This window comes from Bradyrhizobium sp. AUGA SZCCT0222, assembly GCF_018130205.1.
Classification (GTDB): Bacteria; Pseudomonadota; Alphaproteobacteria; order Rhizobiales; family Xanthobacteraceae; genus Bradyrhizobium.
Window position 1 is genome coordinate 1 of record NZ_JAFCLX010000008.1, and the last position, 22,849, is coordinate 22,849.

Sequence of the window (22,849 nt, forward strand, 5' to 3'; positions counted from 1 at the left end):
CCCTGGAACAACTACCCGGGCAACAACTTCGACGGTCTCGTCGGCGGCAGCGGCATGGTCACTGGTGTGAACCAGTTGACCTACACCGCTCAGTTCGGCAACGGCATCTCGGGCACCGTGTCGCTCCAGGATCAGACCCAGTACTCTCAGGCCAACGTGATCAACACGAGTGCAGGCCTCGTCGCTCCCGCGGCCTTCGCAGGTGGCGGCTACGGCGCCAGCGATATCGGCGGCTCAAGGGTTCCGGATATCATCGGCGTGCTCAAGGCCGACCAGGCTTGGGGTATGGTCCAGTTGTCGGCAGTGGGGCATAACATTCACGCTGCTTACTACGGTGCCACTGAACCCACCGGTCATCCCAGCGACACGTGGGGCTGGGCTGTCCAGGGTTCGTTGCAGATCAAGAACATCCCGACCGGTCCTGGCGACACGATCAACATCCAGGCGGTCTACACCGACGGCGCAACCCGCTATAACTTCCAGAACCTTGCTCCGCAGGGCTTCGCGATGTACGGCAGCACCAACGTGCCGGGCGCCTACCAGAGCGTTGGCCTCGCTGCGGTAGCAGACGGGATCTTCGGTTTGGGAACCGGCATTTCCAAGGTTCAGACCTGGGGTATGCGTGGTGCCTTCAACCATAACTGGGATCCCTACTGGAGTTCGTCGCTTTACGGAGCTTACGCCCAGCTTAAGTATGGTAACGGCGGAACTGCTCTGCTCTGCGGCCCCGGCGGCGCTCTCACAGGCCTCGTAGGCGCTGCGGGTATCACCACCTGCAACCCGGACTTCAACGTCGCCCAGCTCGGTGTCGTCACCCGCTGGACGCCTGTGAAGGGCCTGACGTTCTCGGGCGAAGTTACCTATACCCATCTCGACCAGAAGTTTGTTGGCTTGATTGCTCCCGCGGCCCAGGCTGCTATCGCGAAGCCGGCAGCTACCTACGAGCTGAAGGACCAGGACACCGTCCAAGTGCTGCTCCGCGCTCAGCGCAACTGGTAATCCAGTTCGTCTGATCAACGTCTAGCTGAGCCCCCGGCGGGAAACTGCCGGGGGCTTTGCGTTGCGCTTCAAGAAGCTTCGGGGGGGAAAGTGGTTTCGGCTAGGCGTACGAGATCAACTTGAGAGTGAGTATTCGTTTTTTTAAATATCTCCCGAAGATGCCAGCGCGCGGTTGCCAAGGTCATGCCCAACTTTTCGGCGGCAATAGTTAAAGTATCTCCTTGAGCAAGAAGAGTGGTCAGCGCGCCTTGCCGCGGGGTCAAAAGAAGAGATTTAGAAAGCTCGATAGAATTGAAGTGGAGATTTGGTTTTACTTGCGGAAGAACAACCGGGTACCCAACTCGCGACGAACCATCAGCAAAAACCGCTGTAAAACAACGATTGGGGTGGTCGCGCCGTATGGATCCGTTCGTTTGACTGCTCGGTGGGGGGACCCCTGCCGTTGCGATCGTCAACTTCAAGATACCCGCTTTAACGATTCGTGAAATTTCTGCTCGGGTGGTGTAAATGTCGTCTTGCGATTTTTCCTGCTCGCTGTTTCGCAGCTTGACCAACTGCTCGATGAAGCCGGGGAGAACTCCACAATTCAAGAATTCAAAAAAAGAATTCTCGAAATCACCATAAGACCAGCCAAATCTGATACATCCGGTCCTTTCTACGACCGACTTGCAAATCAGGCTTTTAGAATTCCCGTTGCTATGAAATTTCACCGGGCTGTTGCAATAGGCGCACGTAGTAAGCCCGGCAAAGAGGTTCGTGATAAGTCGACCCTTGCGCCCTCGACCGATTGCCAAATTTCGCTGGCGGGCCTCCTGCGCGGCTTGGAATAGACTTTCCTGGATGACGGGTGGGTAATAGCCAGGCTCCGGATCTCCAACCGGATGCTCTTTGCCCTCTATAGTTTGCTTCCTTTGATATTCACCGATCGTTGCCCTGCTGCTCAGCATGTTGTGGATCGTCGATTGATCCCAACGCTTTGAAGTCCCAAATGCAGGAACCTTCTTTGAATTCAGCAATTTTGCGATCGTGTAGCCGCCTAAGCCTGCAATGCTCAGCTCGAAGATCTGTCTGACTATTTCGGCCCGTTCGGGGATGTAGACAAACGAAGTTCGGTCTTCAGACAAACCCAACCAGCCTGGAGCCTTCTTAATTTTCTTTGCCATCCGAGACCTACCGCAACGCGTACAGTTTACCGGACGGCCGAGAACGACGCGCGCTGGGAACGTGGCGAGCGGGGCGCACCGTCCATCGAGACGGCTAGAGGCGATGCCTGCCTCACGACTCTCAAATCAAGTGACCCATTCGCCAAGTCGAAGGGACATCCGTCACTCTAAGGCTAGAACAAAGTATGAAACGCCATGTTGCGACCGTGTTGCGTGGAGTGATTGGGAAAGGTTGGTAAGCCGTTGATTACGTTAGTATGCCCTTGCAACGTCTTGCAACACCAAAACAGGCAATAGAACGAAGCCATAACGGGCAAAATTGATTATTTGCCAATCACTTATGATGGCGCACTCGGAGAGATTCGAACTCCCGACCCTCGGAATCGAAATCCGACGCTCGGAACCTTGCAAGTATTCCATAACAATCGATAGCCGAATTTCAGCCGAGCGATCGATGCTGCTCGCGCCACGACAGCGGCAGAGATTTTGGGATCTGCTTCAGTTCAATCGTCGCATCGCCGTCCAAAGCTGCCATTGTCAGGTCAGGGGGCAGGAACGCCAGCCGCAGCCCTTGCCGGATTACCTTGGGATGGAGATCTGCTGCTGCGGCGAGCGCTTCGATGGATGCCTGGCGCCCGCTTGATAGGTCGTCGAGCCACGTATGAGCCCGGATAATCGATTTCACGAGCTTTTCATCGACCTTGGCGGTCGGTGGGGTATTTATTTCCGTCGAGCCCTTTGGCTTTGGAGTCCAAGGAATATCAATTGAGCGTTGTTTGCCTCTCGTCGGATTGAGCGCCAACCGGATCCGGTTGCTGGATACGGTGATTGTTTCGACCTGCTCAAGTATCTTGTCTGCTGGCAACCGGAGCTTTTCGCTGAGGGCGGTCTGGACCAGACCCTCAATCTCTGTCGCTGAAATTCGCGCAACAGAACCTGCCTGATGCTTCCGCCCGCGCAACGCCGTGCTGATATAGAAGCGATAGCGAACACCGTTCTTGCTTGAAAAGCTTGGCCCCATGCGATTGCCCTTGTCGTCAAACAGTTTGCCCTGGAGGAGGGCTCCGCTTTCAGAAAACGCGACCTTGCGCTTCACGGTGTTGGATTTGAGCAACTCCTGCACGCGATCGAAGGTCGATCCATCTAGGATGGCTTCATGCTCGCCCTTGAACCATTTGCCCCCGTAATGAGTTTCCCCAATATAAATTCTGTTCTTGAGGAAGTGAGCGAGGGGTCCATAGGTGAAGGGTATGCCGCCACGGTATTTTGCGACCTTCACGTTGCGTCGTTTGGTGACAATCTTCCGGCGGTCGAGTTCTGCAACAAGTTTGCTGAACGATCCTTGCTCCAAATAGAGCTTGAAAACCGCTCTTACCGTCTCGGCTTCCGATTTGTCGATGACCAACTTCTTGTCTTTGGTCACGTATCCAAGCGGCACCGTGCCGCCCGTCCATTTCCCCTTGCGCCGGCTGGCAGCCACCTTGTCCCTGACCCGCTCTGCCGACAGCTCCCGCTCAAACTGGGCAAATGACAGCAGTACGTTCAATGTCAGCCTGCCCATGGACGTGGTCGTGTTGAACTGCTGGGTAACAGCGACGAACGAGACTGACCTGGCGTCAAAGGCCTCGACCAGCTTTGCAAAGTCGGCGAGCGAGCGGGTGAGGCGATCGATCTTGTAGACCACGATCACGTCGATCTTGCCGGCGTCTATGTCGGCCAATAGCCGTTTAAGGGCCGGGCGGTCCAGGTTGCCCCCAGAGTACGCCGGGTCATTGTATTGCTGGGGCAAGGCCGTCCACCCCTGAAACGCTTGGCTCTTGATGTAGGCTTCGCAGGCCTCGCGTTGAGCATCCAGCGAGTTGAACTCTTGCTCAAGGCCGTGCTCGGTGGATTTCCGGGTGTAAATGGCGCAGCGAAGGACCTTGGCGTCATTTGCCATCGGGAGCCTCCTGACGCGCTGAGCGCAGCCCGAAGAACCTCGGGCCGTTCCATTTTGTGCCGGTGATAGTGGAGGCGATTTCGGAAAGGCTGGCGAACGTCTTACCGGCATGGAGAAAGCCATCAGCCGTCACGGTGACCCGATACGTCCTACGGTTCCATGTCCGCACCAGTTCGGACCCCGGTTTGATCCGCTGGGGCAGCTCCAGACGGCCGGCGGGCTTGGCAGAAGCAGCTTTCACCAGTTGGTCCAGCAACCGCCGTGTAGGCGAGAGAAGGCCGCCGTAGGCCTTCTCCTGAATCGCGTGAGCAATACTGCGCCGGAGCAAGTCCGGGCCGAAAGCTTTCGGTGGTTCGGTCCGGAACAGTTCGCGGTAGCGCTTCCGGAGGTCGACAATTGGCATTGCCGGTAGCCGATCCAGCTCCGCTTCGACGGCTGGATCGGCCTCAAACATCCCATTCTGGGATTTCACGAGGCTGCGCCCGATTTGCCGATCCGGTAAACGCGCGTGCTGTCTACCTTTTCCGAAGTGAGATTCAACTTAAGCTTCTTCTTCACCACTCCAGCAAAAAACCCGCGCACGGAGTGTTGCTGCCAATCGGTCGCCTTCATGATTGTATCGATTGTCGTGCCATTGGGCTGCCGCAGCAGGGCGAGCACCGCTTCCTGTTTGGAAGAACCGGCTGAGGCGTCCTTTGCCTTTGAGGCTGCAGTCTTGGTGGGCGCTGATGTCTTGCCGGGTTTCCCTACTTTAGGGGCCGATTGCCGAGACTTAGATTTCGAGGATTTTGATTTTGTCTCGGCTTTGTGGGTGGCCATTTAGCTCTCCATCGTTTCAACGACAGCATCGGGTGCTGCCACTGACACGAGCCCGGCTCTAGAAGCCGGGCGTGAGGGAGCCGAAGTAATCTCAGTCCTGGGCCAGCCTGTTCAATAGCGAGGCTGCGTCGTGAAGCCGCCCGGCTTCATAGATCAATTGCTCGATGTCCATCGAAACCGTGACCGCCTCAGAGAGGCTGCCGGCGCGTGCGCAGGCCTGGGCGGCCTTCGCTATTTGGGTGGCCTCGGATAGCCGCGAATGCACCTCATCAAGGCAGGCGATAACCGCATCGTTGAAAACCGGCTTGACCATCTTGTCCTCCAATTCACGAGGACAGTGACGCTCTGGTGGCCGCAGAAGTCGAGCGAATTCGACGCACCACGGTTGGCAATAACAAGGCAGATTAGCCGGCTTTTCGCCCGGTTTTAGCGGGCTTTCCGGCGGCAAAGTCGCGGAAGAGCCTGACCGGATCGGCGCCTAAGGCCCGAGCAATGGCGATGAACTCAACAACATCGATGCGCCGCTCGCCACCCTCATATTTTGCAACGAAGGACTGGGGTCGTCCGAGCTTTTTGGCCAAAGCATGCTGGCGAACGCCAGCGTCTTTTCGCACTGCGACAAGTAGCGCAATTAAGCGGGCGTATTCCGCCGATTTCAGGGACTTCTGCATGCACCGCCAGGCCAAAGATTCGGCGGCAGGCAATTTGATCCCGAAAGAGGATTATCCCAAAACTGGATAATCCGTGTTTCCTGAGCTATCAGAATCCCCGCAGAGGTAGAAGGAGGGGGATTTGGCTAGTTATCATTGTCGAAGCTGCGGTGCGGCCGTTACCCGAGCGGCTGTGTTTTGCTCCGAATGTGGTGTTAGAAACCCGGCAGCGGCCAATCCTTTGTCAGGGTTCGAAGGGTCGCAGCCGCCAAGGCCGCGTACTGGTGCGCCCGGCCCACGGAGAGGAAGTCAGGGCTTGATCCTCGGCGTAATTGGCTGCTGTCTCGGCATTCTCGGCATCTTCACGCTTGGCTTGGTATTCGTGCCGCTCGCAGTGCTATTCAGCCTCATCGGCTTGATGGTGGGGTTAGGAAGCCGAAGCACATCAGGCATCATAGCCGGCATCGGCGGTCTGACACTTTCGGCGATCGGATTTTTCTCATCCCCGAGCCTTATGTTGGTTGCCAGCGGCTTGCTTGTTGCCTCACAGACTGGCACCGGCTCGTCGGACAGCGCCCAAAAGCGGGCCACATCGCAGCCAGTCAATCCATCGCGGATTCCAGAGCAAGAGCAGCGCTTCTGTGACATTACCGCGAATGCATCCGCCAAATATTTTAGCCTCGCCGCTGACATGAAAAAAGCTCGCGACGAGAAGAACGGGATACTGGAAAAGCGTATTGAAGAGGCGATGGCTGCGACCAAGCGGGATCGAGACGCAGCAATTCTCAAGCTCGCTCGAGATCGCAATTTCAAAATTGACGATTGGAGCGTGCGGATGCTGAAGGTGGGTACCCCAAGCAGCAAGCGAGTGACGTTCTCAGTAAGGCCGCTCTGCTCAAATATCGTTACAATCCACCTGACGGCTTCTCCTAATGGAGACATTTTGGAGGTATTGGCCGCAAAGCGTGCGGGAGACGTCTTTCTCGTCTCCGGAGCGTTTGCGGGATCGCGGACCGATACCGACGATCCCTTCGTCGCCCCCGAGGCTGGCCGGCTGGAACAAAGCATAACGGAGCGAGGGGCAATGGAAGAGCCTGAGTACTGGGCGCTATTAAAGTACCAGAGAGAAGCAGGTTAGCGTTATGACATATGCAGGGCTAAAAGCCCTCACTGTCACCGAGCGAGACCGCAACTCCATAACAGAAGGTGTCGAGCAGATCGTCTTCGCGATCGCTGTCTTTGTCGCCGACGCGAAAGCTCTCCACCTGATCGAGCAGGTGATTGCGCGACTTGTTCTTGTAGACCGAAACCTTGTTAAATGCGTGTTCGGAATATTTCACCTTTCCCTGGTGCACATAACCGGACACCGAGATCGCGCGCTCGTCCTTGCCCAGTGCGGTCAACTTTGAATCGATATCTGTTACTGGCAAGCCTCGACGGCGAGCCTGCTGTAGAAGAATTGTCCCGGAATTCTTGTCTTCAATCAAAGCGCCGATAGATCCACCTCGTGCACGGCAGAGTCTGGCCAGTTCTTCCAATCGCTGAAAGACAGAGGGGAGCCACGTCTCTAGGGTCGCCCCTTCGATTTGGATGAGATCCCAGTCCAGGATGGTGAGCGGGGAGCCTCCCGAATAGGCGTTGTGGGCGAAGTATGTGACCGCGGTCGCGTCATGCTCGGTGCCGGTCTTTGAGGCTGTATCAATGACAGCAAAAACGACGTCGCAGGTGGCGGGGAAGGGTACAGGGTGGCCCTGCTCGAGCAATTTCTCGCGGCTGAAGAAGGCGACGCCCGACCAATCTACGAATTCCGCCAGATACTCTTGAGCATAGACGAGCGGATCGTTGTTCTTGATGAGGTCGACTTGAAATAGCTCCTTGCGCGCCGACCAATCTTCGATGCCCTCGTCCTGGAGGCGTTTCGGCAGGAGGGGATTGTCCATGGTTCGAGCGTGGTATTCTCTAAACCCGTACTGAGGATCCGTGCAGATGTTGTAGAAGAAGTTATCGGGATTCTTGCCGGCTGAGTTCGAGCAAACCAGAGCCTCACCGCCATAGTCGTAAAGGGTTGGCTTGATGGCCTTTTCCCAGATCTCCATGGCGGAGCCGTCGGCCTTATTATCGCCGTCCTTGGCGAACGCGGCTTCGTCCATGACGATCCGATGATAGCGACGACCGCGACCGGCGATCGCATTCTCCAAAGACCAGAAGTCCAGTCTCCCGCCGGTTTTTAGTTTTATTTCGCCAGCCGTCTTGGAGGTATGCTCAATGATGCCGACCAATGCCGACGTCGTCTCCGAATACACCTCCGCCCAAGTCTTATGCTGTGGAGCGAACCAAGCGCATTCGAACCCCTGAACAAGTCCTTCCTTGATCCAGGTTTTGGCCAAGTCGGTCTTACCAAAACGACGGCCGCACCGCAGTGCTTTGAAGCGGGAGCCGCGAAGAGCCAGAAAGGCTTTCACCTGTCCGGCATGGAGCGTTCCGACCGATAGTTTTTGTGACGACGTGTGGATCCTTCTCGACATCTGCGTACTCAATCTCTACTAAGCCGGTCCGCGGCAGGCTGGGACCACCACTCAGTCGGGGCAACGTTCCGCTTTCGTGCAAAATCGCGCGTTTTTTGCTCCGCGGTCTGACCGGGATAGTCTGGCAGCCAGTCCTCGACGACGACGCGCTGCTTGCCAGTCTTGCTACGCTCGGCGCGAATCCAAAGCCTAAGCACAGTCATTGCGGCATCGACGTCACCACGTACTCCCCTTTGGACAAGCGCTGTCAGATTGAGTTCCCACGCCGGGGTGGTTTTTTCCTCTCCACCCTCCCGGTGACGAATGGGGGACTCAAGAACGCCCAATATCACCAGAGCCAAGTCGGACGGCTCGGATTTCGGCCGCCCTCTTGGGTTACCTGAGACGCCGGACTTGAATTGCGATGCCTTGGGCGGTTTCCCGTATCCGATCTCGTAGTCAGACATTGTCGACCTCTCCCGAAGCTGCAAAGGCCGTCGTGTAGTCGTTGTCGACGAACACGACCTCCAGTTCTGCGGCGCTGTTCCGCTTTGCGAACTCCTCGAACTTTTGTCGGGTGCGCTCGGCCTTCTTGTCTCCGGCGAGCGACCTCTGCACGAGCTGAAACATGATTGCCTGCAGGGCAGGCATCCTTTCGGGCTGCCCATCCTTTACGGCAGCCACGGGCGCGCGAAGGAGCCGCTCGATCACCGATAGCTGGCTCTCGTCAGGCTTGTTTCGTGCCCGATCCTTGCGGGAATTGCCTTTTTTGCGCTTCTTTGGCGCACGAGGGCCGGCACGGTCGTCGTGCTTTGTTTCAGTCATTTGCGGCGCCCCGCCTGGATTTCACGAAATCGAAGCTCTCTCCGAACTGGCTGTGGGCCTTTCGTCCGGTCATGTGCTGCCAGCGCTCAACTGCCGTATCGACGTAGAGTGGGTCGAGTTCGACACCGAAGCAGCGACGACCCACGCGCTCTGCGGCGAGGAGTGTCGTTCCGCTGCCCAAGAAGGGGTCAAAGACGATGTCGCCACGGTTAGTCGAATCTTGAATGGCATCTGACACCATCAAGAGCGGCTTAACCGTGGGGTGCAGTTCGAGGTTACGTTTTGAGCCTTTGCGCGCGAAAGAATTACCACCGGCGTAGTTCCAGACGTTGGTCCGGTAGCGCCCAAACTTGCCAAGCTGAATATTGTTGAGGTGCTGTTCCGGTCCGTTTCTGAAGACAAAGACCAGTTCGTGTCGGGACCTGTAGAGCGAACCCATGCCGCCGTTGCTCTTGACCCATACACACAGGTTCAGCAACTCGCAGCCGGATGCCTGTCCCGCGGCAAGCGTTTCCGATATGTGGCGCCAATCCATGCAGACGTAGATCACGGCGCCGGGAACGGTGTGCTGGCAGATCTCGGATAGGCTTGATGTTAGAAACGCGGTGAATTCGGATTGAGACATCTCCCCCGTGGCCATCGGAAAATCGCGATGGTGGACGGTCCCCTTGCCACCAACGTGTCCGTCGATCTTAACGTTATAGGGAGGGTCAGTGAACGCCGCGACCGCCTTCTCGCCGACGAAAAGGTTGGACACGGCGGCCTGATCCAGAGCATTGCCGCACGCGATACGGTGGTCCCCCAGCTGCCAAATGTCACCTAAAGCGGAAACTGACGGACCAGTGGGAAGCTCAAAATCGTCACCCCGGTCAATTGCATCGAGATCTTCGAGTGACTGGATCCGGAAATCAATCTCGGGAGGCTCGAAGCCCGTCGCGTCGATGTCAAAGCTCAGGGCGAGCTCAGAAAGTTCCTTAAGCTGGACGGCTAGCGTGGCGTCGTCCCAAGTAGACCGATCTGTAAGTTTGTTGTCGGCCAGCATATAGGCCTTGGCTTTCGCCTCTGACAAGTGATGCAGAAAAATGACCGGGACCTGCAAAAGACCCAAGAGTTTCGCGGCTTCAAGGCGGCCGTGACCTGCGAGAACGTTTCCCTCTCCATCCACAAGGATAGGGGCATTGAAGCCGAAGGCGTCAATGCTTTTGGCGATCGCCCTGATTTGGGTAAGGGAATGCTTGCGGGCGTTGCTCGGATGAGCCTTTAGATCCGCAGGCGACTGCAACGCAATTTGAGGAATTTCGACAGCGGGATCTACGCCTGACCGTGCGCTGTCGTGATTGTGCTTGTTCATCGCGGAGAGCTCCAACTCACCGCAAGACTGTAGAAAAATCGCTGTTTCCGGAATCGAGTATAATGTGCGCGTTTAGATGCGAATTATTTCCGTAGAGAAAACAAAGACATCTCGATGTCGAGTTGCCGGCGTACCTCATGCCGCAACCTGATCAGCGAATCGTCGCCATTGTCGTCGAAATAGCTCTTCCAGCCGAAACGCCTAGTGTTCCCCCAGCCTTCCAAGGGGAGAAGTGACGTCCACAGCTCCGTTGCCGCGTCATAGAGCGCGGTCTTTGAAGGCGTACTGAATCCATTTTCTGCAAGGAACTGTGCCGCTTCCATAATGATCGCAGCGCAAACATATCTAGCCGGCGGCAGGGCACCGGGGAGACGAGCCCTACCTGCTCCGGATGGGACCTTCCCATGTTCATCGAGCAAGGTTTTGCGTGCTTCGTGAGTGGCGACTAGAATTTGGAGCAAAAACGGCTCGAACTGATGTCTTAACCCCTCACTCTGTGGCGAGTGCGCCGTTAGAAAGTCGGTAACAAACGGCTGCTGCAAGAACTCAAAAAGCCGTCTGGCATCGTGGTTTGCCGCGGCATTTGTCTCGAAATGTTGTTTTCTCGTAGGCGAAAAGGCATCAACGTGATTCTGCGTTTTCACGTCAAAGGAAAAACGCGAAAGAACCGCTATCAGGCAACTCGGCGCGGGTGAGGTCAGACATTCAGCAGCGCGCCTAATTCGGGCGCGGTGCGTTTCTTCAAGGCGTCTGTTCGCAGGTAGTTCTACGACAGAGGTGATTTCTACACCCATGAGTTCCTCACAAATGCTGTGCTCAGCAGCATCAGAAACCCTACCGGCCCGACTGGGAAGCCCAAAGCAGGAGCTTTTCCCCAAAGGAACCGACAATAGAGGATAAGCGCCGAATTCGCGTAATGAGCGTTTATGGAACGGCGGCTTCTGGCGCAAAGCTGCCGTTCAGCGCATTGCCGGCCGCCCATGACTACCATGATCAGAAGACGCTATTCTTGGTTACGCTCCGCCACAACTCAGACATCCAGTAGCCGATCACGCCATTCTATCCAAGGTTCGGCCTGCCAGTCGTGTACAAAACATCCGATCGGGATCCCGTCGATGACACGGTCACAGCCGGCGAGGCGCCGGAAGCGGGTACCTTCCAGCAAGGGCGCAAAATGATCGGGGTAGATCGGCGCCACCACATAGAATCGTAAGTTCGGCTCGGTGGCCCAGAGCATGTAGTGGCTGTTCTGCAATGCGTTCATCGCCGGATTCAGTCCGCGCCGTTCGCCCTCAGGCACCGTGAACCTGGACATCAATGAGGTATATCCATCCATCAGTTCTTGCCCCAGCACGTCCCGGACGGCGGATACCACCGGGTCGATGGCAGCACTTTGTTCGTCCAATCCATCGAGCCTGAGGATCTGAGTAACTCCGCACAATTCGCCGTATCGGCGGTGTGCCGTCAGAATCCGCGTTGCCTTGTGGTGGCGCCAGTGATCGAACAGCCTGCGTTCGGCGGGCGGTAATCCCGCATCCCGCAAGCGCGCGATGCCGTCCGCGTCGGCCGCTGCCGCTGGCTTAACCGAAATGCTGCCAAGCGCGGCAAAGTTGAAGAAGCGCTGCATCACGGAGGAGCGGCGCTCGATGTATTGCAATTCAAAGATGCTGTGCTGGATATTCAAGCCGCGTTGCAACTGCCGGATCAAGTGCCGATTGACGGCGTGTTGAAGCGCGCGCGAACCCTCCGGGTCTCGCCAGCGCAACTCCTCATCGATGGCGTCACGCACAAGCTCGTGTGGCCAAACTCCTTCCGGAACGGCGCTGACATAGCTCTGCTCTAGAAGCCACTCGAACAGCATGACCGCGCTCGATGCATCAACCACTTCTGACAGCAAGGAGACCGTCGTGGTACGCGCGCGAGCACATGCCTCAAGCGCAGCGCGGTGCAGCGCTGTCGGCGCTTGTGCGACACAACGCTTAGTCAACGCGCGCACTAGATCCGGGCCCAATTCCGTAGGGACTCGGCCAAGCCGCCGTACCTCGTCGGCAACTAGCACCAACGCAAGCGGGTGGCCGTGGCAGAGGTCAAGCACGCCGGAATGCGCGCCGGCGGCAACGCCATGAGCATCCAGCAGACGGCTGGCTTCCGGCTGCGAGAGCGAATCCAGGCCGATGCAGTGCATGGCGTCGCACCACAGCGGGTGCGCTGTCCAGCGCGTGTCAGGCACTCGGCGGCCGGCCAGTACAACGGTGACTTGCGAAGGTAGCGCTGGCAACAGCGTGTCGCGTACCCAGCCGCTCATCGGTTCCAGGTGTTCAAAGGAATCGACGATCAGCACGCTGCGGTGCTTTGAAAATCCCGCCACCAATTCCTCAATCGCGCCTGCGGGTTCGTTCAGGCCAAGAGCGGTCGACAGGGTAGCCAGCATGGCGTTTGGTTCGGGCGATACGCCCGTGGCGTCAATTCTCACAAAGACGGTCCCGTTGAGCGCAGCCTCTGCTCGCAGTTGCTCCAAAAGGGTTGTCTTGCCGATGCCGCCTGGACCGTACAACAAAAACAGCGGCATACCCGGCTCGTTCGGCGAAATCGCCTCGCGAAGGAGGGCGAGTTCGCTCTGTCTCCCGACAAAGCGCCTCGAGGCCCTCGCACTCAGGCGATCACCAATACTGGCCAATCCTTCCCGCGGGGGAGTTCCGGGCTTGCTCTCGTCGGGAACGAGCATATATCCGCGGCGCGGCAAGGTGCGCAGTGTTGTTCGCCCAGCCTCGCCCAGAGCTCTGCGAATGTCTCCAATCGCCTGGACGAGAGAATCTTCGGTTACTTCGCAGTCGGTCCAAACCTCATCCATCAGTTCGCTCTTGCCTACCAGCCGCCCGGCATGAAGCGCGAGAAACCTGAGCACCAGCCAGGCTCGCGGCCGCAGCGGAACAATAAAGCCGCCGGAATCGATCAGTGCCTCGCGGGATAGGTCAACCGCATGGCTTCCGATGACTATCGTCTGACGAGATGGGCTCATCTGGTTTCCGGCCGCCAGGATACTTTCGGAAAATTTCGGAACAATTTCGGGACGCGCCTCGTAATATGCTCCAAAAACGTCCCGAGGCCGTGCGTTCAGGGCCTCGAGATCTTCGAGATTATAGGGCTTGCATCATGAAGCTTTCAATGATCTTCGCGGCCGCCGCGATCCCGCTTTCGGTCGGCTTTTCGTCCGATGCCGTGGCGCAAAAAAACTACGGCCCGGGCGTTACCGATACCGAAATCAAGATCGGGCAAACCGCGCCCTATAGCGGTCCGCTCTCGTCGCTGAGCGTCTTCGCCAGGATTGAGGCGGCCTATTTCAGGAAGATCAACGAGTCCGGTGGCATCAATGGCCGGAAAATTACCCTGATCTCACTCGACGACGCCTTCTCGCCGCCCAAGACGGTCGAGCAAACGCGCAAGCTGGTCGAAAGCGACGAGGTTCTGGCTGTGGTCGGATCGATCGGAACGCCGACAAATCTCGCTACGTCAAAATACCTCAACAGCAAAGGTGTGCCGCAGATACTGGTTTTGGCAAGTACGCCGAAGCTCGACGACCCCGACAATTTGCCGTGGACCACAACGTTCATGATGTCTCAGCCGGCCGAAACCAGCATCTATGCGGAATATCTGCTGAAATCGAAGCCGGACGCGAGGATCGCGGTGATCTACCAGAACGACGACCTGGGAAAAGGCAATCTGGGCTGGTTCAAGGCGGCACTCGGAGCCAAGGCCTCGACCATGATCGTGAGGGAGGCGGCTTACGACGTGAATGAGCCCACAATCGACTCGCAAATTGTAGCTCTGAAAGCATCTGGTGCCGATACCCTATTCCACGCATCCAATGCACGGTTCGCCGCGCAGTCGATCCGCAAAGCCCATGAGCTGGGATGGAAAGTTCAGCATGTGCTGCTTTCCGGCGCCAGCGTTATTGCAAGCGTACTTCGGCCCGCGGGGTTAGAAGCGTCGACCGGCGCGGTAACAGCCGTCTGGCTGAAGTCGACTGAAAACCCGCTTTGGGACGACGATCGGGACGTGAAAGAGTATCGGGCTTTCATGAAGCAATGGGCGCCTGGCGAAATGATGGAAGAGTCGATCTTCGCATATGCCACTGCAAAAATGATCGTCGAAGTGCTGAAAAGATGCGGTGACGATCTCTCGCGCGATAACCTGCTGAAGCAGGCCACCAACGTGCGCGATCTGCAACTGCCCGCGTTCCTTGACGGCGTGACGATCAATATCTCGCCCACCAGCCGCGTCGCATGGCGGCGGGCCAGTATGGCGCGCTTCGACGGCACCAAATGGGTGCTGTTCGGCGATATTGTTGGCGGCCCCGCTGACAGCCCGGCGTCTCGTTAAAACGCGCAGACGGATCGACGATGACGGCGATGCTCGCCTTTTCGGACGGACGCAATGACCAACAAACTTCAAATCGCTATTGTGGGAGCCGGGATCGGTGGCTTGACCGCTGCCCTTGCCCTAAGGGCGCGTGGCCTGGGCGTGACGGTTTTCGAACGGGCGGATTCACCCCGCGAGCTCGGTGCCGGGGTTTCCATTCATCCCAATGCAGTGCGCTTGCTCAAGCGCATCGGACTCCGGGACTGGCTCGAGAATATCAACACCAGGAGCGTCGGTATTTCACTGCGGACGTCGCGCGGCGAACCCGTTCCAACGCCGATAGCCACTGCCGATAGTACAACCTACCAGGTCCATCGCGTGGAGCTGCTGGAAATGCTGAATGATGCGCAAGCGGACGCTGTGGTTCGCTATGGTCATCATTGTACCGGGGTGAGGGAAACGGAAGACGGTGTCCGGCTTACCTTCGGAAATGGCGTTACCGCCCGTGCGGACGTCGTGATAGGAGCGGACGGTATCCACTCGGTCGTGCAGCGCGAGATAGGGCTGACCGCGCATCCGACAAGTGAAGGGATCATGGCCTACCGAGGCTTGGTCCCGTCGGAGAAACTTTCATGGGCGAAGGACCTTCGCGGATTGAATATGTGGATGGGCTCGGGCCGGAGCTTCATTTGCTTCCCGATTTCACAGGGGCGCGTGATCAACATCGTCGCTTTCGTGCCAACCAACCTCGAGTCGGAAGAGTCGTGGTCGGCACCTGGGGATCTCAGAGCTCTGGCCGCTGAATATGTCGGTTGGGACGCCCCTGTGGTGGAAGCGATCGCCGCGCTCGACGAAGCCTTTCGCTGGGGCATCTACGATCGGGCGCCATTGCCCTACTGGTCGACGGCGCGGGTGACGCTGCTCGGGGATGCCGCTCACCCGGTAGTGCCGCATTTTGGCCAGGGCGCCGGGCAGGCGATCGAAGACGGTTTTGCGCTGGCTGTTTTGCTTGAAGATGCAAAGCCGGCGGACGTTCCGGTGCGGCTGAAAGCCTATGAGCAATTGCGATTTGGACACACCAGCCGGGTGCAAGCCGCCTCGCGTGACGCGGGCCGATTCTATCGATCCGAAAGCGAGGATGTGGCGGAGCGAAACCGGCGCATGGGCAAATGGATGTCGGCGGCAGGATGGATATTTCAGTACGACGTGGAGCAGGCCGCTGCGGCGTTGCTGTAGTGTTCACTGAAGCGATTTTGCGAAGATCAGTTCTCGGCTTTCCTCGAATAACCGAGCTTATCGGCATGTTGGGTCAATCAGGAATCACTTCAATTCTGAAGTGTTGTTTTCAGAGCACGATTAGGTCGTCAGTTCACTGACGCCTCTCAATGGAAAGCTTCGCCGAAGAGCGCTTACGAGGTGTGTACATCGCTAAGGAGTGGAGCGATGCCGATTGGAAGCTTTTTGCTCACGGGGCGATGTTCAAAACGGGTCAAAGGCACGACGCATGCACATTCCACTTGCAATCGATATGATCGGACAAGCAAAAGCAAAAACGAAGGGCTTCCGCATGGTGTGGCTTAAATCAGCTGTTGTCGCCGTAACGTTAGTCGTGGCCTGCTTTCAACCCGCGTCGACCCAGCAAAGTCCCATGCCGGAGGAAGTCGCTGCCAAGCTGCAGCAACTCGGCCGGGTCGTCGATGCGTCAAAGACCGGAGATGTCTATGCGCCGCTGCAGGAAAAAGAGCCGTACCAAGGCGTCAAGATCGAGCGGGACATCAAGTATGGTGCGGACGATCGCAATCTGCTGGACGTCTTTGCACCGGAATCGCGTTCTTCGCCTCGGGCAATCCTGATCTATATCCATGGCGGCGGTTTCGTACGAGGCCCCAAACGCGCCTCCGGCAGCCCCTTCAACGACAACGTCATGCTATGGGCGGTCCGAAATGGCTACATTGGCATCAATGCCATCTATCGGCTTGCGCCTAACGCCATTTGGCCGTCGGGAGCGGAAGATTTGGCCGCGGCGGTTCAATGGGTTTCAGATAATATTGGCGCGCGTGGCGGAGAGCCCGCACGCATTTATATGATGGGCCATTCCGCCGGCGCGGTGCACGTTGCCGATTACGTGTCGCGCCCGGAATTTCATAAGGTGAAAGGCGGTGGTCTTGCCGGTGCGATACTTGTATCAGGCATCTACGATATGCCGGCGACATCGGTCAACGATTACCGGGTTTATTTCGGCACCAATGCCTCACAGCATGCCGAGCAATCCTCGCTGTCGGGATTGCTGACGACCAAGACGCCACTGATGGTGGTTGCTGCGGAACTGGATCCGCCCGGTTTCGTGCAGCAATTCGAACTCTTAAAGCAGGCGAGCTGCAAGCGGCTGAGCGGATGTTCGCGCGCAGTCATGTTGCCGCAGCATAGTCATATGTCGGAAGTGTATTCGATCAACACAGCGGATACGCGCCTGACCGGCGAGATTATCGATTTCATGAACACGGGAAAATAACGCGACTACTCGGGAGTCCGTCTTGGGTTCAAGAGCCGATCTGGAATGCATGTCAGCTTCTGGCGCACAGCGGACATTCGTGACACTGACGATGTCGGCTAAGTGCCAATTTTGTCGCAAAAGTCGGTTGAGGCAGGCGACGAACCGTGATTCCGTTACGTTGACGCGAATCTCGGCGAGGTCGATCCATGATGGGCCGTCTGAAGAGTGACCAAGGTCAACTGTTCTACGAGTTTCATCTTGGCGACGCAGTCCCCGAAGATCATCTGGTGCGGAAGATCGGTGCTGCGCTCGATCTGTCTTGGCTTCGCAACGAACTTGCACCTCACTATTCGTCGATGGGGCGGCCGTCGATCGATCCGGAACTGATGATCCGGATGCTGGTGGTGGGGTATGTGTTTGCGATCCGCTCGGAGCGATTGATCTGTCGTGAAGTGCAGGTGAACCTGGCCTATCGCTGGTTCTGCAAGCTCGACTATTGAGGATGCTGTCCCGGATCATTCGGCATTCTCGCGTGCCCGGAACGAGCGTTTTCGCGAGGGGGATATTTTTCGCCGGGTGTTCGAGCGGGTCGTCGAGGCGTGCATCGCGGCCGGTCTGGTTGGCGGCGAAGGCTTCGCCGTTGATGCGAGCCTGATCCAAGCCGACGCCAACAAGCAGCGCTCAATCGCAGGTCAGGATTGGCGCAGGGATCGTGATCCGGCGAGATCAAGTCGCGCGGTGAAGGAGTATCTGGCGACCCTCGACGATACGGCGTGGGGTGCGGCCAGTGACGTTGTTCCGAAGTTCGTCTCGCCGTCCGATCCCGCAGCCCAGTTGACCCGGGCGCACAAGGGACCAGCATTCTTCGCTTACTCCGACAATTATCTCATCGACGTGAAGTATCGGGGTCATCGTTGACGTCGAGGCCTCCCGCTCCATTCGCCAGGCCGAGGTCGGAGCGGCGAGGACCATGATTGAGCGAACGGAGGAGCGCTTTGGTCTCAAGCCGGAGCGGCTTGTCGGGGATACCGCTTACGGGGCTGCTCCAATGCTGAACTGGCTGGTCGAGGCGAAGGGCATCGCGCCACATACCCCCGTGTTCGACAAGTCGAAGCGAGATGACGGCACCTTCTCGCGCAGCGACTTTCGATATGATCCGACCAGCGACGTCTACCACTGCCCGGGTGGGAAGCAGCTCGGAACGAGCGGCACGGTGCACGAGGGCAAGACACTTCTATATCGCGCCAGCAAACTCGACTGCGATGTATGTCCACTCAAACCGCAGTGCTGTCCAAAAGACCCATCGCGCAAGATCCCGCGCGACATCCATGAACGCGCCCGAGACGTTGCCCGGTCGTTTGCTGATACCGAAGGCTTTGAGAAGTCACGACGTGAGCGCAAGAAGATCGAGATGCGGTTCGCGCACCTGAAGCGCATCCTGAAGCTCGGTCGGCTTCGACTGCGTGGACCACGAGGCGCGCAGGATGAGTTTGTTCTTGCTGCCATCGCCCAGAACCTGCGGCGGCTCGCGTCGCTCGCCGCTCGTCCACCACCCGCTCAGGCTCTGTGTGTCGCGTAGCGTTCGAGTTGGGAGAGCGTCAGGGCCGGCGGATCAAAGCCGGTCGCCCCTAGCGAAGTAGCCGAACTGTCCATCGTAAACAGCCGACTTTTGCAACAAAATCTGCCAATTGCAGACATGCCGCCAACGGAATTCACGTTCTTGAGCGGCTGCACCTCCCGTCACTGATCGAGGCGCCCGACACACGCTGCTCCCGCCAGCAGCGCCGCCTCTGCGGGCATCACAACCTCGTTGAGAAACTTCGTGGCCCCTCCGGGAAGGGAAGAGGCGGATGCCAGTGCGATCACCAGGTTGCGGTCCGGAAAGTTCACAATGAGCTGGCTCTGCGAGCCGGAAGCAAAATAGGCCGGCGACCCGTCGCGTGTCGGCCTTGTCCACCACAGGTATCCGTAACCGGCGTGGATCGGCTCACCGCCGTCGATGTGCTTGCGCGTGGAATCGAGGACGTAGGCCCGCGATATCAGCTGCCGCTCCCGCCACCGGCCTTGTTGAAGGTAAAGCAGGCCGATCTTCGCCATGTCCCTGCCGGTCAATGAGAGGCCGATATGTCCGGGCAGGTTTCCATCCGCATCGACAGCCCACTGGTAGCGATCGATCTGCAGCGGCGCGAACAGTTCGTTCCTGGCAAACTCTGCAATGTTGCCGCCGACCGCACGCCTCAAGATGATCGCAATCAGCTTGGTGCCCTCATCGTCATAATAAAAATGCGTCCCCGGCGGATACTTGACCGTGCGCCTGATCATCCAGACGCTGGAATTCCAGATACCCGGCACCTCTGCCGTCTCGTGCGGAGCGAAGCCCGACGACATCGTCAAGAGGTCGCGCAGCGTGATATCGGCCGCGCGCGGATCAATGGTTCCTTCCGTCGCTTCGGCAGCCAGTTCGGTCAGCTTCTGATCCAGCCGCAACAGGCCCTTGTCGATGGCAATGCCGACGAGAATGGACAACACGCTCTTCGTCACCGAATACATCGGCCATTGCGCATCGGGCGGATTGGAGGTGTAGTATTCATGAAGGATGCAATTGCCGCGCGCCAGTACCAGCGCCCTGGCCGACGGGTATTGCTCCGCGATTGTCGCCGAGAGCTTGGCAAGTGTTTCTGCCGTCGATGCAATGGCTTGCTGTGCGGTGGCCTGCCGGGCCGGAAACCCTGCGGCAATGAACGAGATGCCGATTGCCGCCATAAAAGGTCGCGCGCTGCCCATCGCCCTTCCCCCGCCGTTCGGTCCGTACCGCCTCTTGATTGCCGAGTTGGGTCAAACCGGCAAGGTTTATTATTTCAGTGAGCTTTGGAAGTCCCATCATGACGAGGAATTCCCGCCGCAGCATGTGCATCCTGTCGTTCAGCGTCGACTCCGATTAGAAGCTTGTCCCAGGAATGAAGCAAAACACGACCTCCCCCAAGCCAAGCTTCAAAATCCATGGGACTCGCCGACTGCAGAGGTGGCTGCGACCGTCAGGACTCTCGCGATCATGCTCGATTTTAGACGGCGGAACTACGGTCCAAGAGCCGTCCTCGCCGACTTTGCGAGCAACCCAATTACCGTCTTCAATCCTAGATTCTGCCGGCGAACAGTCTTGGTTGCTGCAACATGGCACGGTGCGTTTGTCTGGCATCATCCCGGTGGAATAAAACCGCTCATGGATGGCCTGATCGTGCGGTGGATGATGATGTTGTTGCGCTATGGCAGAGCTGGCGGCGAGAATGAGGCTGCTCCCGGCCACACCGGCAACCGCGCGCGCAACACAGGTGGTGCAATCAGGGCTTCGCATGGCGGCCTGCTAAGAACGCGCGCAATCGATGCCTCGGAACTCTAACACTTTGCGAGAGGAAAGCCACTCCAAACACATGAATAATCGACCCCGCGGGTCATTATGCGAAGTCTGTTGTGGGTCAAAAGCTGACTTGGGTTGAACGTCCGATTCTGGCGCGAAGCGGACATTCGATCAGGCGCCGACAACGCTTAGGCAAATAGCAGAGAAACTGAAAAATATTACCGCGATATGCGGGAAGTGTTTCGCGATTTGGCTGGCGTGCCGTCGATCCATTCGACGCCGGGTGCCTGCGCTTGGTGCAGGGTGGTCTCGACGAACTGGGTCAACAGATCGCGCACCGCGTCCGCCGCATTGGCTAAAGGAAAATTGCCGGACGAGATGATTGAACAGGTGAGATAAACCGGCGGTTCGATTGCCTCGGGCGCGCCGAGATCGTCGCCCGACATGTCGGAAAGATCGCCCCTCGGCAGCACCGAGCCGCCGACGTCCGCACGGACCGCCGCGATGATGTTTGCCACGACGTCGGCTTCCATTACGACGTTCGGCGTGAGCTTTGCCGTTGCGAAAGCGCGATTTAGCGCGGTGCGCGTCATGTTCGGAGCAGGCGGCAGGATCAGCGGCAGCGCTGCAAGGTCGGCAAGCTGCACTGGCTTGCCTTTTGACGCCGCCTGGTGACGGATCAGAAACAGCCGCTGCCTGAACAGCGGCATGCGTGCTAAGGTCGGCGTAAGCTCGTCCTCCAGCACCAACCCAAGGTCGAGTTCATGTTCGGTCACACGGCGCTTGATGGTCGGGCTGTCGGAGACCGCCATCCTGAGCACGACATCGGGCAGCGACGCCTTGCATTGCTCCATGAATGCCGCGGGCGCCGTCGTCACGAAGGTTGACGACATCCCGAGCCGGACGACGCCCTTTGCCGTCCCGGTGCCGGACCGCACGATGCCGGGAAGTTGCTGCAACCGTTTCAGAATGGAAGACGCCTCGCGATACAGCACCTCACCCGCGGCGGTCGGGCGAACGCCACGTGCACTGCGCAAGAGCAGGCTCACGCCGAGTTGCTCTTCGAGTTGCGCGATCTGCTGGCTGAGCGCCGGCTGTGCAACGTGGATCGTCGATGCCGCGCGCGAAAAGCTGCCCGCCTCGACCACGCTGACGAAATAATGCAGGTGGCGGTACTGCATCATGTGATCAGCTCCGCGCCTGGCCGCGTATTCCCTGCAATTTGATCCTCCACGAAGCGGATCAACACTTTTTTCACGGCTTCGCCCGCATGCGTGAGCGGGAAATCGCTTGAGGAAACCAGCGAGCACGTGAGGAAGATCGGCGGCTCGATCAGCAGCGGCTCGGCGAAAGCGCCCGGATAGACGTTGGCAAAGGTTCCGGCGTTGTAGATCGAACATCCGACCCCGGAGCGCACCGCGGACAGCTCGCTCAGCCCGGCATCGGTCTCGGCGATGATGTTTGGCGTCAGCCCCGCCTGCGCAAAGGCGCGGTCGATGACGGCACGCCGGTGCCTGGGGAGTGGCGGGAGGACGAGCGGCAGTTTAGCGACCTGCTCGAGGGGGACCACCCCCCGGCACCCTGCCAGTGGCTCACGTGCCACCAGGTAAAGACGTTGCCGGAAAATGGGATGGCGTGAGAAGTTCGGCACGAAGTGATCTTCGAAGACCAGAGCCATGTCGAGTGTTTGCGCCTCGATCCTGGCCTGAAGCTCGTCGCTTTCGCCGTCTGAGAACTTCAACGTCACCTTTGGCAGGGCTTTCTTGCATGCCGCGACGGCAGGGCCCGCGATGCCGCCCGCAAGCGCTACCGTGATTCCGAAGTTGACGATGCCCTCAACCTCGCCGCTGCTCGACCGTACAATGCCGGGAAGCTGCTCGAGCTGGCGAAGGATTTCGGAGGCCTCGCGGAACACGATCTCGCCAGCGGAGGTCGGGCGCACGCCGCGCGAGCTTCGGTCCAGCAAGACAAAGCCAAGCCGATCTTCAAGCTCTCCGACCTGCTGACTAAGCGCGGGTTGTGCGACATGTATATCTGCAGCCGCGCGCGAAAAGCTGCCGGCTTCGACGACCTTCACGAAATAGCGCAGATGACGAAACTGCATGACCGCGTGCTTCTCCGCCGCTTTCTTCTTCGGGCTTGAAAGCCATCTTCCCGCCCCCTTCGACGGCGGACCCGCCGGTCCGTAATTTTGCATACGGCAGGCGGCTCCGCACCTGCAAAGTTGTCGCGATATCGTGGAAGGTTTTGCAAACTGTTAGATGCGGGCGGCAGCCAGCGCGTGGTTCGGCCTCGGGCTGAGCCTGGAAAGGTTCAATCGAAGGGACATCACAACCGCTTGATGACGCGACCGGCCATATCGGGCGCCGATACCTGCATATCGAAGCCATA

At 58.2% G+C, this 22,849-nt stretch carries 21 protein-coding genes, 1 tRNA gene and 1 pseudogene; 7 read left to right on the top strand and 16 right to left on the bottom strand.

The features are described 5' to 3' along the window. The coding region (locus JQ629_RS09050) for a porin (RefSeq protein ID WP_212412359.1) at positions 1–999 on the top strand (999 nt) is incomplete at its 5' end. A gap of 68 nt (positions 1,000–1,067) precedes the next feature. Here the strand turns inward: JQ629_RS09050 and JQ629_RS09055 are convergent. From JQ629_RS09055 to JQ629_RS09085, 7 genes are all read right to left on the bottom strand, one after another. Continuing rightward, complete coding sequence (locus tag JQ629_RS09055) at positions 1,068–2,162, bottom strand: recombinase family protein (protein WP_212412360.1); 1,095 nt, start codon at positions 2,160–2,162, stop codon at positions 1,068–1,070. Positions 2,163–2,506: 344 nt separating this feature from the next. Beyond that, a tRNA-Arg gene (locus tag JQ629_RS09060) sits at positions 2,507–2,620 on the bottom strand. Further along, positions 2,602–4,101 (bottom strand): recombinase family protein, encoded by a 1,500-nt coding sequence (locus tag JQ629_RS09065; protein WP_212412361.1) that lies wholly within the window; start codon positions 4,099–4,101, stop codon positions 2,602–2,604. The genes JQ629_RS09060 and JQ629_RS09065 overlap by 19 nt, the downstream gene beginning before the upstream one ends. After that, positions 4,091–4,555 carry a DUF2924 domain-containing protein gene (locus tag JQ629_RS09070; RefSeq protein ID WP_212412500.1) on the bottom strand — a complete coding sequence of 155 codons (465 nt, stop codon included), beginning with the start codon at positions 4,553–4,555 and terminating at the stop codon, positions 4,091–4,093. The genes JQ629_RS09065 and JQ629_RS09070 overlap by 11 nt, the downstream gene beginning before the upstream one ends. A 14-nt stretch (positions 4,556–4,569) precedes the next feature. Then, a complete protein-coding gene (locus JQ629_RS09075) occupies positions 4,570–4,920 on the bottom strand; it encodes a DUF3489 domain-containing protein (protein WP_212412362.1) in 351 nt (116 codons plus the stop codon). Between the two features lie 91 nt (positions 4,921–5,011). Next, entirely contained in the window at positions 5,012–5,233 is a 222-nt protein-coding gene (locus JQ629_RS09080) for a hypothetical protein (protein ID WP_212412363.1), read from the bottom strand. Positions 5,234–5,324: 91 nt separating this feature from the next. After that, positions 5,325–5,591, bottom strand: a complete 267-nt coding sequence (locus tag JQ629_RS09085) for a helix-turn-helix domain-containing protein (protein ID WP_212412364.1) — start codon at positions 5,589–5,591, stop codon at positions 5,325–5,327. A 295-nt stretch (positions 5,592–5,886) separates the two neighbouring features. Here JQ629_RS09085 and JQ629_RS09090 point away from each other — a divergent pair, with 295 nt between their 5' ends. Then, the gene (locus JQ629_RS09090; RefSeq protein WP_212412365.1) at positions 5,887–6,708 is read left to right on the top strand and encodes a hypothetical protein; all 822 of its coding nucleotides are present in this window, start codon (positions 5,887–5,889) and stop codon (positions 6,706–6,708) included. 19 nt (positions 6,709–6,727) lie between these two features. On the opposite strand, the gene JQ629_RS09095 is transcribed toward JQ629_RS09090, so the two are convergent. The 6 genes from JQ629_RS09095 to JQ629_RS09120 form a co-directional block, all read right to left on the bottom strand. Beyond that, positions 6,728–8,095, bottom strand: coding sequence for a hypothetical protein (locus JQ629_RS09095; RefSeq protein WP_212412366.1), 1,368 nt, complete (start codon positions 8,093–8,095; stop codon positions 6,728–6,730). 8 nt (positions 8,096–8,103) lie between these two features. Beyond that, entirely contained in the window at positions 8,104–8,541 is a 438-nt protein-coding gene (locus JQ629_RS09100) for a DUF5681 domain-containing protein (protein ID WP_212412367.1), read from the bottom strand. Further along, positions 8,534–8,899, bottom strand: a complete 366-nt coding sequence (locus JQ629_RS09105; RefSeq protein WP_212412368.1) for a hypothetical protein — start codon at positions 8,897–8,899, stop codon at positions 8,534–8,536. Before JQ629_RS09105 ends, JQ629_RS09100 begins: the two co-directional genes overlap by 8 nt. Continuing rightward, complete coding sequence (locus JQ629_RS09110; RefSeq protein WP_212412369.1) at positions 8,892–10,250, bottom strand: site-specific DNA-methyltransferase; 1,359 nt, start codon at positions 10,248–10,250, stop codon at positions 8,892–8,894. Before JQ629_RS09110 ends, JQ629_RS09105 begins: the two co-directional genes overlap by 8 nt. Positions 10,251–10,333: 83 nt before the next feature. Continuing rightward, entirely contained in the window at positions 10,334–11,044 is a 711-nt protein-coding gene (locus JQ629_RS09115; protein ID WP_212412370.1) for a hypothetical protein, read from the bottom strand. Between the two features lie 236 nt (positions 11,045–11,280). Further along, the gene (locus JQ629_RS09120; protein WP_212412371.1) at positions 11,281–13,269 is read right to left on the bottom strand and encodes an AAA family ATPase; all 1,989 of its coding nucleotides are present in this window, start codon (positions 13,267–13,269) and stop codon (positions 11,281–11,283) included. Here JQ629_RS09120 and JQ629_RS09125 point away from each other — a divergent pair. The 4 genes and pseudogenes from JQ629_RS09125 to JQ629_RS09140 all read left to right on the top strand — a co-directional run bounded on the left by JQ629_RS09125 (position 13,260) and on the right by JQ629_RS09140 (position 18,682). Then, the gene (locus tag JQ629_RS09125) at positions 13,260–14,630 is read left to right on the top strand and encodes an ABC transporter substrate-binding protein (RefSeq protein ID WP_349631235.1); all 1,371 of its coding nucleotides are present in this window, start codon (positions 13,260–13,262) and stop codon (positions 14,628–14,630) included. The two genes, JQ629_RS09120 and JQ629_RS09125, sit on opposite strands and share 10 nt — an antisense overlap. Positions 14,631–14,684: 54 nt before the next feature. Beyond that, the gene (locus JQ629_RS09130; RefSeq protein ID WP_212412372.1) at positions 14,685–15,845 is read left to right on the top strand and encodes an FAD-dependent monooxygenase; all 1,161 of its coding nucleotides are present in this window, start codon (positions 14,685–14,687) and stop codon (positions 15,843–15,845) included. Between the two features lie 268 nt (positions 15,846–16,113). Continuing rightward, positions 16,114–17,121: an alpha/beta hydrolase gene (locus JQ629_RS09135; protein WP_349631236.1), complete on the top strand. Its 1,008-nt coding sequence runs from the start codon at positions 16,114–16,116 to the stop codon at positions 17,119–17,121. 188 nt (positions 17,122–17,309) lie between these two features. Continuing rightward, positions 17,310–18,682, top strand: a pseudogene (locus JQ629_RS09140) (transposase). A gap of 161 nt (positions 18,683–18,843) precedes the next feature. On the opposite strand, the gene JQ629_RS09145 reads toward JQ629_RS09140, so the two are convergent. Then, complete coding sequence (locus JQ629_RS09145) at positions 18,844–19,866, bottom strand: serine hydrolase domain-containing protein (RefSeq protein WP_212412373.1); 1,023 nt, start codon at positions 19,864–19,866, stop codon at positions 18,844–18,846. Here JQ629_RS09145 and JQ629_RS09150 point away from each other — a divergent pair. After that, on the top strand, positions 19,841–20,500 hold the full coding sequence (locus JQ629_RS09150; RefSeq protein ID WP_212412374.1) for a hypothetical protein: 660 nt from the start codon (positions 19,841–19,843) through the stop codon (positions 20,498–20,500). The genes JQ629_RS09145 and JQ629_RS09150 overlap by 26 nt on opposite strands. 176 nt (positions 20,501–20,676) lie before the next feature. Here the strand turns inward: JQ629_RS09150 and JQ629_RS09155 are convergent, their stop codons facing one another. Continuing rightward, the gene (locus JQ629_RS09155) at positions 20,677–21,642 is read right to left on the bottom strand and encodes a LysR substrate-binding domain-containing protein (protein ID WP_212412375.1); all 966 of its coding nucleotides are present in this window, start codon (positions 21,640–21,642) and stop codon (positions 20,677–20,679) included. Further along, positions 21,639–22,655, bottom strand: coding sequence for a LysR family transcriptional regulator (locus tag JQ629_RS09160; RefSeq protein ID WP_249134917.1), 1,017 nt, complete (start codon positions 22,653–22,655; stop codon positions 21,639–21,641). The genes JQ629_RS09155 and JQ629_RS09160 overlap by 4 nt, the downstream gene beginning before the upstream one ends. Between the last annotated feature and the right edge of the window lie 194 nt (positions 22,656–22,849).

What these genes read in the sequence shown, in the direction of transcription:
- JQ629_RS09160 (WP_249134917.1), bottom strand. Translation starts at nt 22,655, where the DNA reads ATGCAAAATTACGGACCGGCGGGTCCGCCGTCGAAGGGGGCGGGAAGA.
- JQ629_RS09130 (WP_212412372.1), top strand. Translation starts at nt 14,685, where the DNA reads ATGACCAACAAACTTCAAATCGCTATTGTGGGAGCCGGGATCGGTGGC.
- JQ629_RS09110 (WP_212412369.1), bottom strand. Translation starts at nt 10,250, where the DNA reads ATGAACAAGCACAATCACGACAGCGCACGGTCAGGCGTAGATCCCGCT.
- JQ629_RS09120 (WP_212412371.1), bottom strand. Translation starts at nt 13,269, where the DNA reads ATGAGCCCATCTCGTCAGACGATAGTCATCGGAAGCCATGCGGTTGAC.
- JQ629_RS09105 (WP_212412368.1), bottom strand. Translation starts at nt 8,899, where the DNA reads ATGACTGAAACAAAGCACGACGACCGTGCCGGCCCTCGTGCGCCAAAG.
- JQ629_RS09075 (WP_212412362.1), bottom strand. Translation starts at nt 4,920, where the DNA reads ATGGCCACCCACAAAGCCGAGACAAAATCAAAATCCTCGAAATCTAAG.
- JQ629_RS09150 (WP_212412374.1), top strand. Translation starts at nt 19,841, where the DNA reads ATGAACGAGATGCCGATTGCCGCCATAAAAGGTCGCGCGCTGCCCATC.
- JQ629_RS09135 (WP_349631236.1), top strand. Translation starts at nt 16,114, where the DNA reads ATGCACATTCCACTTGCAATCGATATGATCGGACAAGCAAAAGCAAAA.
- JQ629_RS09125 (WP_349631235.1), top strand. Translation starts at nt 13,260, where the DNA reads ATGGGCTCATCTGGTTTCCGGCCGCCAGGATACTTTCGGAAAATTTCG.
- JQ629_RS09055 (WP_212412360.1), bottom strand. Translation starts at nt 2,162, where the DNA reads ATGGCAAAGAAAATTAAGAAGGCTCCAGGCTGGTTGGGTTTGTCTGAA.
- JQ629_RS09100 (WP_212412367.1), bottom strand. Translation starts at nt 8,541, where the DNA reads ATGTCTGACTACGAGATCGGATACGGGAAACCGCCCAAGGCATCGCAA.
- JQ629_RS09085 (WP_212412364.1), bottom strand. Translation starts at nt 5,591, where the DNA reads ATGCAGAAGTCCCTGAAATCGGCGGAATACGCCCGCTTAATTGCGCTA.
- JQ629_RS09070 (WP_212412500.1), bottom strand. Translation starts at nt 4,555, where the DNA reads ATGTTTGAGGCCGATCCAGCCGTCGAAGCGGAGCTGGATCGGCTACCG.
- JQ629_RS09095 (WP_212412366.1), bottom strand. Translation starts at nt 8,095, where the DNA reads ATGTCGAGAAGGATCCACACGTCGTCACAAAAACTATCGGTCGGAACG.
- JQ629_RS09145 (WP_212412373.1), bottom strand. Translation starts at nt 19,866, where the DNA reads ATGGCGGCAATCGGCATCTCGTTCATTGCCGCAGGGTTTCCGGCCCGG.
- JQ629_RS09155 (WP_212412375.1), bottom strand. Translation starts at nt 21,642, where the DNA reads ATGATGCAGTACCGCCACCTGCATTATTTCGTCAGCGTGGTCGAGGCG.
- JQ629_RS09115 (WP_212412370.1), bottom strand. Translation starts at nt 11,044, where the DNA reads ATGGGTGTAGAAATCACCTCTGTCGTAGAACTACCTGCGAACAGACGC.
- JQ629_RS09080 (WP_212412363.1), bottom strand. Translation starts at nt 5,233, where the DNA reads ATGGTCAAGCCGGTTTTCAACGATGCGGTTATCGCCTGCCTTGATGAG.
- JQ629_RS09065 (WP_212412361.1), bottom strand. Translation starts at nt 4,101, where the DNA reads ATGGCAAATGACGCCAAGGTCCTTCGCTGCGCCATTTACACCCGGAAA.